The organism is Roseateles sp. (assembly GCF_052436255.1).
GTDB lineage: Bacteria > Pseudomonadota > Gammaproteobacteria > Burkholderiales > Burkholderiaceae_C > Pelomonas.
This window is the reverse complement of sequence record NZ_JBQVNP010000140.1, coordinates 1-13,896: the sequence shown is the minus strand read 5'-3', so window position 1 is coordinate 13,896 and position 13,896 is coordinate 1. Positions and strand designations below refer to the sequence as shown.

General features: G+C 70.6%; 15 protein-coding genes. 5 read left to right on the top strand and 10 right to left on the bottom strand.

Annotation, left to right across the window (positions count from 1 at the left end):
• Positions 1–462, top strand: a 462-nt coding sequence (locus tag ACT6S0_RS22405; protein ID WP_444765985.1) for a histidine phosphatase family protein, incomplete at its 5' end; no start/stop codon positions are given.
• Positions 463–471: 9 nt separating this feature from the next.
• On the opposite strand, the gene ACT6S0_RS22400 is transcribed toward ACT6S0_RS22405, so the two are convergent.
• The 5 genes from ACT6S0_RS22400 to uraH form a co-directional block, all read right to left on the bottom strand.
• Positions 472–1,314, bottom strand: a complete 843-nt coding sequence (locus tag ACT6S0_RS22400; protein ID WP_444765984.1) for an HDOD domain-containing protein — start codon at positions 1,312–1,314, stop codon at positions 472–474.
• Between the two features lie 76 nt (positions 1,315–1,390).
• On the bottom strand, positions 1,391–2,680 hold the full coding sequence (locus ACT6S0_RS22395; RefSeq protein WP_444765983.1) for a glycerate kinase type-2 family protein: 1,290 nt from the start codon (positions 2,678–2,680) through the stop codon (positions 1,391–1,393).
• Entirely contained in the window at positions 2,677–3,858 is a 1,182-nt protein-coding gene (locus ACT6S0_RS22390) for a urate hydroxylase PuuD (protein ID WP_444765982.1), read from the bottom strand. Before ACT6S0_RS22390 ends, ACT6S0_RS22395 begins: the two co-directional genes overlap by 4 nt.
• 112 nt (positions 3,859–3,970) lie before the next feature.
• A complete protein-coding gene (gene xdhC / locus ACT6S0_RS22385) occupies positions 3,971–4,738 on the bottom strand; it encodes a xanthine dehydrogenase accessory protein XdhC (protein WP_444765981.1) in 768 nt (255 codons plus the stop codon).
• Positions 4,728–5,081: a hydroxyisourate hydrolase gene (uraH, locus tag ACT6S0_RS22380; RefSeq protein ID WP_444765980.1), complete on the bottom strand. Its 354-nt coding sequence runs from the start codon at positions 5,079–5,081 to the stop codon at positions 4,728–4,730. Before uraH ends, xdhC begins: the two co-directional genes overlap by 11 nt.
• Positions 5,082–5,113: 32 nt before the next feature.
• On the opposite strand from uraH, the gene puuE reads away from it, so the two are divergent.
• Genes puuE through ACT6S0_RS22365 form a run of 3 tightly spaced genes read left to right on the top strand, consistent with a single transcriptional unit; the run spans position 5,114 to position 9,075 of the window.
• Positions 5,114–6,088 carry an allantoinase PuuE gene (gene puuE, locus ACT6S0_RS22375; protein ID WP_444765979.1) on the top strand — a complete coding sequence of 325 codons (975 nt, stop codon included), beginning with the start codon at positions 5,114–5,116 and terminating at the stop codon, positions 6,086–6,088.
• Positions 6,085–7,845, top strand: coding sequence for a 2-oxo-4-hydroxy-4-carboxy-5-ureidoimidazoline decarboxylase (uraD, locus tag ACT6S0_RS22370; protein WP_444765978.1), 1,761 nt, complete (start codon positions 6,085–6,087; stop codon positions 7,843–7,845). The genes puuE and uraD overlap by 4 nt, the downstream gene beginning before the upstream one ends.
• A 9-nt stretch (positions 7,846–7,854) precedes the next feature.
• Positions 7,855–9,075, top strand: a complete 1,221-nt coding sequence (locus ACT6S0_RS22365) for a M20/M25/M40 family metallo-hydrolase (protein ID WP_444765977.1) — start codon at positions 7,855–7,857, stop codon at positions 9,073–9,075.
• Here the strand turns inward: ACT6S0_RS22365 and ACT6S0_RS22360 are convergent.
• The 4 genes from ACT6S0_RS22360 to ACT6S0_RS22345 form a co-directional block, all read right to left on the bottom strand.
• On the bottom strand, positions 9,061–10,338 hold the full coding sequence (locus ACT6S0_RS22360; RefSeq protein ID WP_444765976.1) for a hypothetical protein: 1,278 nt from the start codon (positions 10,336–10,338) through the stop codon (positions 9,061–9,063). The two genes, ACT6S0_RS22365 and ACT6S0_RS22360, sit on opposite strands and share 15 nt — an antisense overlap.
• The gene (locus ACT6S0_RS22355) at positions 10,338–11,132 is read right to left on the bottom strand and encodes a hypothetical protein (protein WP_444765975.1); all 795 of its coding nucleotides are present in this window, start codon (positions 11,130–11,132) and stop codon (positions 10,338–10,340) included. The genes ACT6S0_RS22360 and ACT6S0_RS22355 overlap by 1 nt, the downstream gene beginning before the upstream one ends.
• Before the next feature lie 4 nt (positions 11,133–11,136).
• Positions 11,137–11,772, bottom strand: coding sequence for a hypothetical protein (locus tag ACT6S0_RS22350; protein WP_444765974.1), 636 nt, complete (start codon positions 11,770–11,772; stop codon positions 11,137–11,139).
• 460 nt (positions 11,773–12,232) lie between these two features.
• The gene (locus ACT6S0_RS22345; RefSeq protein WP_444765973.1) at positions 12,233–12,628 is read right to left on the bottom strand and encodes a hypothetical protein; all 396 of its coding nucleotides are present in this window, start codon (positions 12,626–12,628) and stop codon (positions 12,233–12,235) included.
• A gap of 260 nt (positions 12,629–12,888) precedes the next feature.
• Between ACT6S0_RS22345 and ACT6S0_RS22340 the strand changes: the two genes are divergently transcribed.
• A complete protein-coding gene (locus ACT6S0_RS22340; RefSeq protein ID WP_444765972.1) occupies positions 12,889–13,566 on the top strand; it encodes a hemerythrin domain-containing protein in 678 nt (225 codons plus the stop codon).
• Here ACT6S0_RS22340 and ACT6S0_RS22335 read toward each other — a convergent pair.
• Positions 13,533–13,896, bottom strand: a 364-nt coding sequence (locus ACT6S0_RS22335; protein ID WP_444765971.1) for a response regulator transcription factor, incomplete at its 5' end; no start/stop codon positions are given. The two genes, ACT6S0_RS22340 and ACT6S0_RS22335, sit on opposite strands and share 34 nt — an antisense overlap.

The window sequence follows — 13,896 nt, the reverse complement described above, 5'->3', positions numbered from 1 at the left end:
CCCGACCGGGTCGTGCTGGTGCGCCACGCCGCACGCGCCGCCGAAGCGGCGGGTGACCCCGGCCTGACGCCGGCCGGCGCGCAACGCGCCGAGGCGCTGGTGCAGGCCCTCGCCGGCCTGCGCGTGAACGCCATTCTGACGACGCAGTACCGCCGCACGCGCGACACCGCTGCGCCCTTGTCCCAGGCCTCGGGCGTGCAGCCGCAGGTGGTGGACGCCCGCGGCGCGGCTCATGTGCAGGCCGTGGCCGACGCGGTGCGCGCGCAGGCCGGCGTGGTGCTCGTCGTCGGTCACAGCAACACCGTCACCGCCGTGCTCGCCGCGCTGGGCGGCCCCAAGCTGGCCGACCTGTGCGAGACAAGCTTCCACCACGCCTTCGTCCTGCAGCCCGGCGCCCAACCGCGCTGGGCGCGGCTCAGCTATGGCGAACCCAGCGCCACCCCGGCGCCAGGCTGCCTTTGACGCCAGGGTTCAGTGCAGCAGTTGTTCCACCTCGGCGGCCGGGTCGCCGACGGCAGCGATGCGCGCGGCCAGCAGTTCCAGGTCGAGGTGCAGATGCTCGATCAGCTCGGGCACGGCCACTTTCAGCGACTGCACCGGGTCATCGTGATGCTCGGCCGCGTCGGCCAGCACTTCGGCCACGTGCAGCACTGCCGCGATCAACGAGAAAGGGCGGATCTCCAGCGGCGTGTTGGCATCCTTGAAGGCCTCCACCAGGGCATGCGGGAAATGCCAGTGCGCCGCCAGCGACGCCGTCACATCGGCATGGGTACAGCCGAAGCGGTGCTCCTCCAGCGAGAAGCGGCTGCCCGGCTCGGCCGCATGCGCCTCGACGTCGGCCACCAGCTGTGGCTCGTCGATGGCCATCAGCAACTGGCCGGTGCGCAGCATCAGGCCGGCGAGGTAGGCGGTGTCGGTGGTGGAGGCATCCGCGCCCAGCAGGCGCGAGAGGATGCGCGCATAGTTGGCCGTGGCGATGCTGTGGCGCCAGAACAGGGTGCGGTCCAGGCCCTGCACCTTGGGAAAGGCGCCGCTCAGGCAGGCGGCCATGGCCAGGTTGCGCAGCGTCTCAAGACCGAGCGCGTGGGCGGCGTCGATGACGCTGGAGATCTGGTGCGAAGGGCTGTAGTGGGCCGAGTTGGCCAGGCGCAGCACCTTGGCGGTGAGCGCGCCATCCTTCTCGATCAGCGCCGCGATCTGGGCCAGGCCGACGTTGTCGTCATCGAAGCTCTTCAGCAGCCGGGAGGCCACCTCCGGCATGGTGGGCAGGGCGTTGTGCTTGACGAAGAAACGTTCTGCGGCTGCTGAACTCATCTGATGGCCTCCTTTGGCGATATGGCCGACCCAGTCTAGGACGAAGGTTGGGGCCGCGCCACGGGCTTTGCCGGCCCTAAATGATCAGCAATGCACGGAAGTCATTGACGTTGGTGAAGCTGGGCCCGGGCACCAGCAGGTCACCCAACGGCGCGAAGAAGCTGGCGCTGTCGTGGCCGTCCAGCAAGGCCCGCGGATTGAGCCCCAGCGCCCGGGCGCGCGCCAGGCTGGTGGGCGTCAGCAACGCGCCGGCATGGGAGCCGACGCCGTCGATGCCATCGGTGTCGGCCGCCAGCGCATAGACCCCCGGCTCGCCTTGCAGGGCCAGCGCGCAGCCGAGCAGGAACTCGGTCGCGCGGCCCCCCTTGCCCATGCCGGCGCCCACGGTCACCGTCGTCTCGCCGCCGGACAAGATGACGCAGGGCCTGGCGAAGGGCTGGCCGCGCCGGGCAACCGCGCGGGCCACGGCCGCATGCATGCCACCGATCACGCGCGACTCGCCCTCGATCTCGTCGCTGAGGACATGGGCGGCAAGGCCCTGCTGCCGCGCGCAGGCGGCGGCGGCGTCCAGGCTCATCTGCGGCGTGGACAACACGATGAGTTCGTGGCCGGCCAAGGCCGGGTCGCCGGGCTTGGGTGTCTCGAAGGCCCCGGATGACAGGCCGGCGCGGGCGGCATCCGGCAGGTCCAGCCGATAGCGCCTGCAGATGGCCAGTGCGTCGGCGCAGGTGGACGCATCAGCCACCGTCGGGCCGGAGGCGATGACGGCGGGGTCATCGCCGGGCACATCGCTGATGGCCAAGGTCAGCACACGCGCCGGCGCGCAGGCCGCAGCCAGGCGCCCGCCCTTGATGGCGGACAGGTGCTTGCGCACGCAGTTCATCTCGCCGATGGTCGCGCCGCTGCTCAGCAGGGCGCGGTTGACGGCCTGCTTGTCGGCCAAGGTCAGGCCGGCCGCAGGCAGGCTCAGCAACGCCGAGCCGCCGCCCGAGATCAGGCAGATGACGAGGTCGTCCGCCGTCAGGCCGCGGGTCAGCGCCAGCAGCTTTTCGGTAGCGGCCAGGCCCGCGGCATCGGGCACCGGGTGCGCGGCCTCGACCACCTGCAGCCGCCGGGGCCGCCAGCCCTTGGGCACGTGGCCATAGCGGGTGATGACCAGGCCCGACAAGGGCGCCTCGGTCGGCCACGCGGCTTCCAGCGCCTGCGCCATGGACCCGCCGGCCTTGCCGGCGCCGAGCACCAGGGTGCGGCCTTTCCTCGGGTCAGGCGGTGGCGGCAGATGCGCCGCCAACACCCGCGCCGGCAGCGCGCGCTCCACCGCCACGTCGTAGAGCTGGCGCAGCAGCGCGCGCGGGTCGAGCGTCATGGCTGACGGGCCCAGCGGCCGATGAGGTCGCGCTCATCCTCGGTCATGCCCGTCGCATTGTTCAGCGGCATGGCGCGCTGCACGATGACCTGCTGGTAGATCGCCGCCTTGTGGCTGAGCAGCGCTTCGGCCGAGTCCAGCCGCACGCCCTTCTGCGCCACCTCGCCCATGTGGCAGGCCAGGCAGCGCTCGGCCGAGATGGCCTGCACCTGCGCCAGCGTGACCGGCGCGGCCGCGGCGTTGGACTGCGCCTTGGGCGCCATCCCGACGATCAACCCGGCGAGCAACGCCAAGGCCAGCACGACGGCGCCCCAGCTGTTGACGCCCTTGTGGCGCCTGACGAAGAACACGCGGATGGCCACGCCCGCAGCCATCAGCACGCAGAGCACCACCCAGTTGTGCGGGTGCTGATAAAGCATGCCGTAGTGGTTGCTGAGCATGGCGATGAGCACCGGCAGGCCGAACCAGGTGTTGTGGACGCTGCGCTGCTTGCCGCGCGCACCAAAGATGGGGTCGGGCTTGTGGCCGGCGCGCATCTGGGCAATGACCTTGCGCTGGCCCGGGATGATCCAGTGCGCCACGTTGGCCGTCATCAGGGTCGCCAGCATCGCGCCGACGATGAGGAAGGCGGCGCGGCCGGCGAACAGCTGGCAGGCCAGCCAGCTCGCAAGGATGACGAAGGCCGCCACGACGGCCAGCACGCGGCCGTCATTGCCGATCTGCCCGTCAGGCGTGCGACCCAGCGCCCGGCAGGCGATGTCGTAGACCACCCAGCCCACGACCAGGAAGCCTAGCGCCGCCACGACCGCCTGCCAGGGCGCGCCCCAGGCATGCACGCGCGGGTCGACCAGCATCTGGCTGGCGTTGAACAGATAGAGCACGACGAACAGCGCCATGCCGCTGATCCACGTCCAGTAGCTCTCCCAGTAGAACCAGTGCAGATCCCTGGGCAGGTTGCTGGGCGCCACCATGTACTTCTGTGGGTTGTAGAAGCCGCCGCCATGCACGGCCCACAACTCGCCGTCCACGCCCTTGGCCTTCAGGTCGTCGGCGGCCGGCTTGACGAGGTGGTTGTCCAGCCAGACGAAGTAGAAGGACGCGCCGATCCAGGCGATGACGGTGATGACGTGCAGCCAGCGCAGCAGCAGGCTGGCCCAGTCGAGCAGGTAGATATCCATGAGCGGTGGTGTTCTCGCACGGCCCCACCACGGCGGGTGCTGTGGGGCCTCCAGCGTCGCGTCCGCGAGGGCGACACGCCCTCGACACCGCTGCGACTGCGCGCGAGTGTATTCAGCCCAGCGCGAGGATCTGCGCGAGCACGGCCACCGCGATCACCGCCGGCTGCTTGCCTGCAACACCGGGCACCCCGATGGGGCAGACGACGCGCGCCAGCTCCACCTCCGTGAAGTCGCGCCCCTGCAGCCGCTGGCGAAAGCTCGCCCATTTGGTGCGGCTGCCGATCAGGCCGATGAAGGGAAGGTCGACACGCTCGCGCTGGCGGCGCAGCACGGCCGCGAGGATGTCGAAGTCCTCGGCATGGCTGTGGCTCATGATCAAGACGGCCGAGCCCGGCGCGATCTCGTCGACCACGTCGGCCGGCGGGTCGCACACGTCGTGGCGCCATCCGGTGGGCGGCGGGCCGTCAGGGAACTGGCCCTCGCGGCTGTCGGTCCAGTGGACGGCCAGCGGCAGGTCGCGGGCGATGCGGGCGATGGCCTGGCCGACATGGCCGGCGCCGAACAGGGCCAGCGGGCGCAGCGCTTGCTGCGGCAGATGGGCGGCGAGGCCTTCACCTGCAGCAATGCGCACGAAGCGCAACCAGACGACGCCGCCACAACACTGGCCCAGGCTGGGGCCGAGGGGATAGCGGACTTCCTCGGCCAGCTCGCCGCCGGCCAGCCCGGCGCGGGCGCGGGCGATGGCGTCGAACTCCAGGTGGCCACCGCCGACGGTGCCATCAACGGCGTCCGCCGCCACCGTCATCCATGCGCCCACCTCGCGCGGGACGCTGCCCGACGTACGGGCGACGGTGACCAGGATCAGCGCTTCAGCTGCCACGGTAGGTCGAGTAAGCCCACGGCGAGGCCAGCAGGGGTACGTGATAGTGGGCGGCCTCATCGGCGATGCCGAAGTCCAGCGGCACTTCATCCAGGAAGGCCGGTTCCGACAACGCCATACCGAGCGCCCGGAAATAGGCGGCCACCTCGAACACGAGGCGGTAGCGGCCGGCCGTCAACGCGGGGCCCTCCAGCAACGGGCCCTCGGCGCGGCCGTCGGCGTTCAGGTGCAGGCTGCGCAGCCACTTCGGGCCCTCGGCATCGAAGCGGTAGAGGCGCACGGCCATGCCGGCGGCCGGGCAGCCGTTGGCGGTGTCCAGCACATGTGTTGTGAGCTTGCCCATGGAATCTCCATCGATTGATGCAAAGTGTAGGGATGAGCACAGCGCAGCAACCCAGGTATCCCCGTGACCTCGTCGGCTACGGCGAGAACCCGCCACATGCGCAATGGCCCGGCGGCGCCCGCATCGCGGTGCAATTCGTCCTCAACTATGAAGAGGGCGGCGAGAACTCAGTGCTGCATGGCGACGCCGGCAGCGAGCAGTTCCTGTCCGAGATGGCCAACCCGCCGAGCTTTGCGGCGCGTCATCTCAGCATGGAAGGCATCTATGAGTACGGCTCGCGCGTCGGCGTCTGGCGGCTGCTGAAGGAGTTCGAGCAGCGTGCGCTGCCGCTGACGGTCTTCGGCGTCGGCATGGCGCTGGAGCGCCACCCGGACGTGACGCAGGCTTTCGTCGAGCTCAACCACGAGATCGCCTCGCACGGCTGGCGCTGGGTGCACTACCAGAACGTCGACGAGGACACCGAGCGCGCCCACATGGCCCAGGCAATGGCCAGCCTCAAGCGCCTGACGCTGGGCCGCCCCGAGGACGGGCTGCATGGCCTGGGCTGGTACACCGGCCGCGACAGCCCCAACACCCGCCGCCTGGTGGCCGACTTCGGCGGCTTCGAGTACGACAGCGACTACTCCGGCGACGACCTGCCCTTCTGGCTGCAGGTCAGGAAGACCAACGGCGAGCTGGCACCCCATCTCGTCGTGCCCTACACGCTGGACTGCAACGACATGCGCTTCGCCCTGCCCCAGGGCTTCAGCCATGGCGAACCCTTCTTCGAGTACCTGCGCGACAGCTTCGACTTGCTGTATGCCGAGGGCGCGGAGTCGCCCAAGATGATGAGCATCGGCATGCACTGCCGCCTGCTCGGCCGACCCGGGCGGATGCGCGCGCTGCAGAAGTTCCTGGACCACATCGAGGCGCATGACCGCGTCTGGGTCTGCCGGCGGCTGGACATCGCGCGGCACTGGAAAACCGTTCACCCCTTTGATGCCAAGACGGCTTTCGTCTGGGAATGATGAAACTCGACGACCTCAACAACGCCAGCGCCGACGACTTTGTCGCGCTGCTCGACGGCACCTACGAACACTCGCCCTGGATTGCCGGGCGCGCCGCGGCGGCGCGGCCATTCAAAACGCTGGCCGCCCTGAAGGTCGCGCTGGCCCGCGTCGTGCGCGAAGCGAGCGTCGATGAACAGCAGGGGCTGATCCGCGCCCACCCCGAGTTGGCCGGCAAGGCCGCCATCGCCGGCACGCTGACGGCCGAGTCGACGAACGAGCAACAGAAGGCCGGGCTGACAGCCTGCTCGCCCGAGGAATTCGCCAGGCTGCAGAAGCTCAACGCCGAATACAACGCGCGCTTCGGCTGGCCCTTCATCCTGGCGGTGCGCGGGCCCAATCCTTACAGCCCGGGCACCGCCTTCACGCGCGCCGAGATCATCGCGACCTTCGAGCGCCGGCTGCGCGCCCACCCGGACGTCGAGCGTGCCGAATGCCTGCGCCAGATCCACCGCATTGCCGAGATCCGCCTCAACGACAAGTTCGGCGTCGAGCCCCGGCTCGGCCAACAGCTCTGGAACTGGGCCGCCGAGCTGGCCGCGCACAGCGACACCGAGGAATTCCTGACCTGCACTTATGCGACGCCGGCCCACACCGCTGTCGCGCAGCAGCTGATGGCCTGGATGCGCGATTGCGGCTTCGACGACGTCAGCCGCGACGCCGTCGGCAATGTCGTCGGCGTCTACAAGGGTACCGGAGACAGGCGCCTGCTGACCGGCAGCCACTACGACACCGTGCGCCGCGCCGGCCGCTTCGACGGGCGGCTGGGCATCTTCGTGCCCATGCTGGTCGTGCGCGAGTTGCACCGCGCCGGCCGGCGCCTGCCCTTCGACCTCGAGGTCATCGGTTTCTCAGAGGAGGAGGGTCAGCGCTTCCCGGCCGACTTCCTCGGCTCCAGCGCACTGATCGGCGCCTTCCAGCCGGGCTGGCTGGATCAGACGGACACTGACGGCGTCACGCTGCGCGATGCGATGCAGGCGACCGGCCTGGCCGCAACGATGGACGCCATCGCGGCCTGCAGGCGCGACCCCTCGCGCTACCTCGGCTTTGTCGAAGTCCACATCGAGCAAGGCCCGGTGCTCGACGGCCTGGACCTGCCGCTGGGCATCGTCACCAGCATCAACGGCAGCCGCCGCTACATCGGCGAGATCGTCGGCCTGGCCAGCCATGCCGGCACCACGCCGATGGGCCAGCGCCGCGATGCGGCAGCAGGCGTGGCCGAGCTGATCCTGTTCACCGAGCAGCGCGCCGCCGGGGCAGCCGATGTGGTCGGCACGGTGGGCATGCTGGAGGTGCCGTCCGGCTCCATCAACGTCATCCCCGGCCGATGCCGCTTCAGCCTGGACCTGCGCGCAACCACTGACGAGGCCCGCGACGCACTGGACGCCGACGTGCGCGCCAAGCTCGACGAGATCTGCCAGCGCCGCGGGCTGAGCTTCAAGCTGCAGCCGACGCTGGCCGCCAACGCGGCGCCGAGCGATGCGGCGTGGCAGTCACGCTGGGAGAACGCCGTCGCCGAACTCGGCCTGCCCATCCACCGCCTGCCCTCGGGCGCCGGGCATGACGCGATGAAGCTCCACGAGCTGCTGCCCCAGGCCATGCTGTTCGTGCGCGGCGGCAATGGCGGCATCAGCCACAACCCGCTGGAATCGGTGACGGTGGATGACGCGGAGCTGGCTGTACAGGCCTTCCAACGTCTGACCGCGTCGCTGAACTGACTCAAGACCATGACCGAACTAGACGCCCACATCGCCACGCACTTCGACGCAGAAGTCCGCTTCCTTCAGTCCCTCGTGCGCATCCCCACCGACACCCCGCCCGGCAACAACGCGCCGCACGCCGACCGCACGGCGGAGTTGCTGGCGGAACTGGGTTTGGCGGTCGACAAGCACGCCGTCCCCGCCGCAGAGGTGCATGCCGCAGGCATGCAGTCCGTCACCAACCTGATCGTCCGCCAGCGCTTTTCCGACGAGGGCCCGACCATCGCGCTGAATGCCCACGGCGACGTGGTGCCGCCGGGTGAAGGTTGGACCCATGAGCCCTATGGCGCAGAGATCGTCGACGGCAAGCTGTACGGCCGCGCGTCCGCCGTCAGCAAGAGCGACTTCGCCACCTACACCTTTGCGCTGCTGGCGCTGAAGAACTCGGGGCTGAAGCTCAAGGGTGCCGTCGAGCTGCATTTCACCTACGACGAGGAATTCGGCGGCGAGCTCGGCCCCGGTTGGCTGCTCAGGCAAGGCCTGACAAAGCCCGACTACCTGATCGCCGCTGGTTTCAGCTACCAGGTTGTCACGGCCCACAACGGCTGCCTGCAGATGGAAGTGACGCTGCACGGTCTGGCCTCGCACGCGGCCTATCCAAGCACGGGCATCGACGCGCTGCAGGCCGCCAACAGGCTGCTGACGGCGCTGTACGCCCACAACGACGTGCTGAAGACGCGGCTGTCTGGCGTGCCGGGCATCACCCACCCTTACCTGAACGTCGGCCGCATCGAAGGCGGGACCAACACCAATGTCGTGCCCGGCAAGGTGGTGCTGAAGCTCGACCGCCGCATGATCCCCGAGGAAGACCCGGCCGCCGTCGAGGCCGAGGTGCGTGCGCTGATCGAGAGCACGGTGGCGCAAAACCCCGGCATCCGGCTCGACATCAAGCGCCTGCTGCTGGCCCATTCGATGAAGCCCCTGCCCGGAGCGGCACCATTGGTGGCCGCGCTGCAGAAGCATGGCCAGGCGCTGTTCGGCCAAGAGATCCCCACCTCCGGCACCCCGCTCTACACCGACGTGCGCCTGTACGCCGCCCACGGCATCCCGGCCGCCATCTACGGCGCCGGGCCGCGCACGGTGCTGGAGAGCAATGCCAAGCGCGCCGATGAACACCTGGTGCTCGACGACCTGAAGCGCGCAACCCAGGTGGTGGCGCGCACGCTTGCCGAACTACTGGCTGCCTGAGGCGACCCTCAGCATCTCGCGGCGTTCGGCCAGTTCGGCCGACGGCCACGGGCTCCACTCGGGGCGTTGCGCATAGACGCCATACAGCGCTTGCAGGTTGCCCAGCACCCGGGGGTCGCGCGGCGACAGGGCCAGGGCTGCCAGCAGGCGCTGTGACAACTGCTCGGCTGCCGCCCGGTCGGGCGAGGCGCCCGCCAGCGCGGCCACGGCGGCGAGGTTGGTGCCGGCCGCGCTGGCGGGCAGGCGTTCCAAGGCTGTGCCGAACAGCTCGGCGGCTTCGGCGCGGCGGCCCTGGCTCCAGGCGATCTGGCCACGCAACGCGGCACCAATCCCCCAGGCGCTGGGCGCGAGGTCGGCCGGTACCGCTTTTTCATAGCGCGTCAGGCCCACCTCGACCGCGCGCGCAAGGCGCGCCCGCTCGGCGGGCTGCAGCCCGCCCACCTGCAACCGAAGCCATCCGGCCACGGCATCGGCGAAGTCCAGCTCGGGCAGCCAGCGCGCCAGCTGCCACTCCGCCACGTCGCCCGCGGGGCGGGCGCGCATCCAGCCCGCCGGCAGGCCGGCGCGCATCGGCGCCACGCGCATCCAGTCGCCGCGCGCCTCGACGATGGCGTAGGGAAAGGTCTGGTAGGTGGAGCGCCCGATCTCCACGCCGGGCGAGCTTTCGCTGGGCTGCTGGCGCACCTGCAGCGCGGCGCGCGACGCCTTGTCGATGGCGGCGAGTTCATCGAGCCGGATGCGCCGCGGCGCGAACGACAGTGCCTGCGCCGGCAGCTCGGCCGTGAACGTGGCGCCGCCCCAGTCGATGCTCAGCGTCTCGGGCGTCAGGCCCTGGGCGCCCTGGCGCGCGAAGCGCAGATAGGTCTGCAGGAAGAGTTCGCCGTCTTGCTCGAACAGCCGGCCCCAGATGGCCAGCACCGCTTTGCCGCGCTCCAGCTTGCCGCTGCCCGTGTCGAACTGGCTGACCGCCGCGAGCACGCGGTCGACATCGCACGGCCGCCCCCCCTCGGCCACCAGGTCCACGGCGCCGACCGAGCTGTACTTCAGCATCGCCATCAGCAATTGCAGGTGGGCGAGGGAGGAAATCTGGCGGCTGGCCGCTGCGACGCTCGCGCTGCGCGCTCCGTCGGCGCGCCACGGCAGCACCAGCGCATTGACGGCCGCGCCGCGGAAGACGAAGGGATCGGAGCAGGCGCGGATGTCCATTGCCCGCGCGGGCATCGCGAGCACGGCCAGCAACAGCAGGGTGAGAAGGTGTCCCATCACTGGCCTCCCGCGCACGGTTGGGCGGCGTTCTGCAGCCGCAGCAGGCCGGTCCTGGGGTAGGCCGCGTCGGCCACCGCCTCGCGCAGCGTGCGCCCGGCGCTCTCCTGCATGAAGCCGTGCAGCGCCGTCAGCTCGGTCTTGCTGCGCCCGGCGATGGGGCGCTTGAGCATGGCGCCCAACAGGCTGTAAGCCCGGCACAGGTTGGCGTGGGCCGGCTCGTAGGCGCGCTCGCGCAGCAGCTTCAGGCCGAGTGCGCTGGCGATGAAGGCGTCCAGGTCCAGCGGCCTGGAGATCAGCTGCACGGCGTCGGTCGTCGGCGCGGCACCGGCCTCGGGGTAGCGCAGGCGCTGCAGGCCCGCCGGTACCGTCTCGCGCTGGTCGGCCGCGAAGCGCAGCGGCACCAGCAGGTAGTTGATCTGCGCCGACAGCGCCGGCGGCGTGCCGTCGCGCTCGACAACGCCCCAGACCTCCATCAGCACGCGCTGGTCATTGAGCTGCTCGACGACCTCGGCGCTGAACTCGCTGCCGTCCAGCGCGGGCGCGCGCCTGGGGCAGGCCCGAAAAGCCACCGGCGTCGCGCCGGGGTTGATCCAGCGCTCGTCGCGCTCCTGGTCCAGCTCGAACTGCAGCTTGTTCAGGAAGCGCTCGATGGCGACCCGATCGGCCAGCGCGCCGCCGCTGGGCTCGCTGAGCAGCACCGTGAAGCGGCCGGCTGCCGGCGCGCAGTTGACGACGGCCGCCTGGGTGCTCGAACCGAGCAACAGGGCCAGTAACAAGGACGCACGCCACATAAGGTCACTCCAGATTGGAAATCGCTTCGTCCACGGTCTGCTTCAGCCGCGGATAGGCCTCGGCCGGCGCGGCAATCTCGCCGCCGATGCGCTGCCGCAGCGCTTCGGGCCTGCCCGCCACCGCCGCATCGACGAGCTCGCGGTAGCGGCGCAGTTGCGGCAGGGCCTTGCGGCAGCCGTTGTCACCGATGAGGCTGAGCAGCGTGCGATGCGCGCCGATGGCGTAATGCTGGTTGCGCTTGAGCAGCAGCGGCGGCAAGACCCGGCACAGCGTCTCGGGCTCGCGCACGGCCATGGCCTCCAGCCCGTGGGTGGCAGCCACGCCGTGCAGGTCGGGGCGGCGCAGCGCCATCAACAGCGCCGGCAGCGCCGGCTCGCCGAAGGACGCCAGCACGACGGCGCTGTTCTTGAGCTTGCCGACTTCTTCTTCCTCGTTGAGCTTCTGCAGCAGCGCGAGCATCTCCTTGGTGTAGCTGAGGTCCAGCTGCCGCTGCTTGATGGCCAGGTCCACCGAGTCCTTGATCCAGAAGCCCAGCACCAGGATGACGACGCTGGCGACCAGCTTGGGCGCCTCGGCGCCCATCCAGCCGAGCAGGCGGGCGGGCCAGGGCCTGGGGGGCGGCACGGGGGTGGCATCCATCGCCGCAGTGTCTGCCTCTCGGGCCGCGCAGCACAACCCCAGGATGACGGACGCGCCGGCGCGCGCGGCGATGCGCCGCCAGCGCCCGGTGGGGCGGATGAACCCCGCAGAACTGAAGTGCGATCGCTGACGTGAATAAGCGGGGCCGACCCCGGCTGATCGCGGCTTCGCTCATGAGTGGCTCGCCGATGATTCAGCCCGTCACCAGTGCACGGCCCCCGGCAACGCAGCGGCCCCTGGCGAGGCGGACAAACGCGAACCGCCCGCGACGACGATCCCAAAAAAATACCGGCCCGCCTGCGTCATGCCTGCATGCCGCTTCGCGACCCGCCACCTGCGCTGTCATGCACGCCGCAGCCCCATTCGCAACGCAAGTTGCCAGTCCCGGGCGGCGTGAAGCGCTCTTTCGCCCCGACCGGCCCTGCCGGGCGGGGCCTTTCCTTTGCGCCAGGCGCAGGCGTCAGCGCATCGCCACGATGCCGCCTTCGCGTGCGTGCGCCAGCAGAAACAGCCCGGCCTCGCTGCGCTCGCCGCTCCTGACCTGCACGTCCACCAGGCAAGCCTGGCCGACATCCCTGACGCGCAGCAGCCGCGTCTGCCGCGCCTGCGGCGACCGGCCCAGCCTCTCGACCAGTTCGCGGTAGACCGCCTGCCGGCCCACCTCGCCGGCGGCACCCAGGCTGCCGTCCATGGCGAACTGCGCCGTCAGGCCCCAGGCGTCGCTGGCGTTCCAGCGCGCGTCGAAATCGTCGAGGCGCTGCGGCGGCGTCGGACGGCAGGCCCAGCACCCCGGCGGCGACCAGGCCGACGGCCGACACGAGGACGGAAAACAGGCCCAGCGGGGCGGAGGACACAAAGCGTTTCATAGAAATCTCCTGGTGTTGAACGGGAAAACGGCGCCGGCCATTGCTGCGGCCCGGCATGGCTGCGCACTGTGCCGACGGCGCTCGCCGCGTGCATCGCCCCGACGGGCCAGGCGCCGCCCCCGAAGAGCCATCGCGCCGCACCGTCGCATGGCCCAGCGGCGATGGCCCATCGGAGCGATGGCAGCGCCCGCGCCGGCCGGAACACTGCGCGGCATCCGGCCTCACCCCGATGGCCGTCACGGAGCATTCGATGACCACACCCGCCCGCGTTGACCTCTACGCCCACATCCACAAGGCACTGCGCCTGTTCATGACGGACACGCTGCAGCAGCTCAGCCGGCTGGATGTCGACGACCCGCTGGACCTTGCCACCGGCCTGGCCCAGCTCGACGCGCTGCTGGACGCCGCGCGGCACCACGTCGACAAGGAGAACCGCTTCGTCCACCCCGCCATCGAGGCCCGCCGCGCCGGCGCCAGCAGCGCCATCGAGGCGGAGCACGACGAGCACCTGGACACCATCGCCGCGCTGCGGGCCGAAGCCGTCGCGCTGCGCGCCCTGCCCTCGGCCGCTGCGGCGCAGCGCCTGTACCGGCGCTTTGCCGCCTTCGTGGCGCACAACTTCGAGCACATGGGCGTGGAGGAGAGCCGCCACAACCAAGCGCTGTGGGCGGCCTACAGCGACACCGAGCTGATGGAGGTCCACGACCGCATCATGGCCAGCATCGGCCCGCGCGAGATGAGCGACATCCTGCGCTGGATGATCCCGGCGCTCAACCCGGCCGAGCGCGCCCTGGTGATCGGCAGCCTGCCGCCGCAGGTGCAGGCGCCCGTGCTGGCCTCGGCGCGCGCGCTGCTCAGCGACACGGCCTGGGGCAAGCTGTGCCGGGCCCTCGGTCAGGCGAGCGTGCCGGGCCTGGTGGAAGCCTGACGGTCCCGCCACCACGCAGCCGCCTGGCCACGCGAGTTCAGGCCGAGCTTGTCGAGGATGTTGGCCACGTGCCGCTTGACGGTGTGGGGGCTGAGGTCGAGCGCGCGGGCGATGTGCTTGTTGCTCGCGCCGGCGGCGATCTGGGCGATGACCTCGGCCTCGCGCTGGGACAGCCGCTCGTCCAAGGGCGCGGCGATGCTTTCGACGCCGGCCACGGTGGCCGGGCGCACGCCCTCGGCCCAGCCGCGCAGGCGGGCGACGTCGGCGGCGTCCAGCAGGCCGCCCCAGTCCTCGGCCGCGATCTGCAGCAGCAGCGGCACGGCCCACATG

Excerpts from the sequence above, each read along its gene's own strand:
- puuE (WP_444765979.1), top strand. The coding sequence starts at position 5,114 with ATGAGCACAGCGCAGCAACCCAGGTATCCCCGTGACCTCGTCGGCTAC.
- ACT6S0_RS22360 (WP_444765976.1), bottom strand. The coding sequence starts at position 10,338 with ATGGGACACCTTCTCACCCTGCTGTTGCTGGCCGTGCTCGCGATGCCC.
- uraH (WP_444765980.1), bottom strand. The coding sequence starts at position 5,081 with ATGGGCAAGCTCACAACACATGTGCTGGACACCGCCAACGGCTGCCCG.
- ACT6S0_RS22340 (WP_444765972.1), top strand. The coding sequence starts at position 12,889 with ATGACCACACCCGCCCGCGTTGACCTCTACGCCCACATCCACAAGGCA.
- uraD (WP_444765978.1), top strand. The coding sequence starts at position 6,085 with ATGATGAAACTCGACGACCTCAACAACGCCAGCGCCGACGACTTTGTC.
- ACT6S0_RS22400 (WP_444765984.1), bottom strand. The coding sequence starts at position 1,314 with ATGAGTTCAGCAGCCGCAGAACGTTTCTTCGTCAAGCACAACGCCCTG.
- ACT6S0_RS22395 (WP_444765983.1), bottom strand. The coding sequence starts at position 2,680 with ATGACGCTCGACCCGCGCGCGCTGCTGCGCCAGCTCTACGACGTGGCG.
- ACT6S0_RS22350 (WP_444765974.1), bottom strand. The coding sequence starts at position 11,772 with ATGGATGCCACCCCCGTGCCGCCCCCCAGGCCCTGGCCCGCCCGCCTG.
- ACT6S0_RS22390 (WP_444765982.1), bottom strand. The coding sequence starts at position 3,858 with ATGGATATCTACCTGCTCGACTGGGCCAGCCTGCTGCTGCGCTGGCTG.
- ACT6S0_RS22365 (WP_444765977.1), top strand. The coding sequence starts at position 7,855 with ATGACCGAACTAGACGCCCACATCGCCACGCACTTCGACGCAGAAGTC.
- ACT6S0_RS22355 (WP_444765975.1), bottom strand. The coding sequence starts at position 11,132 with ATGTGGCGTGCGTCCTTGTTACTGGCCCTGTTGCTCGGTTCGAGCACC.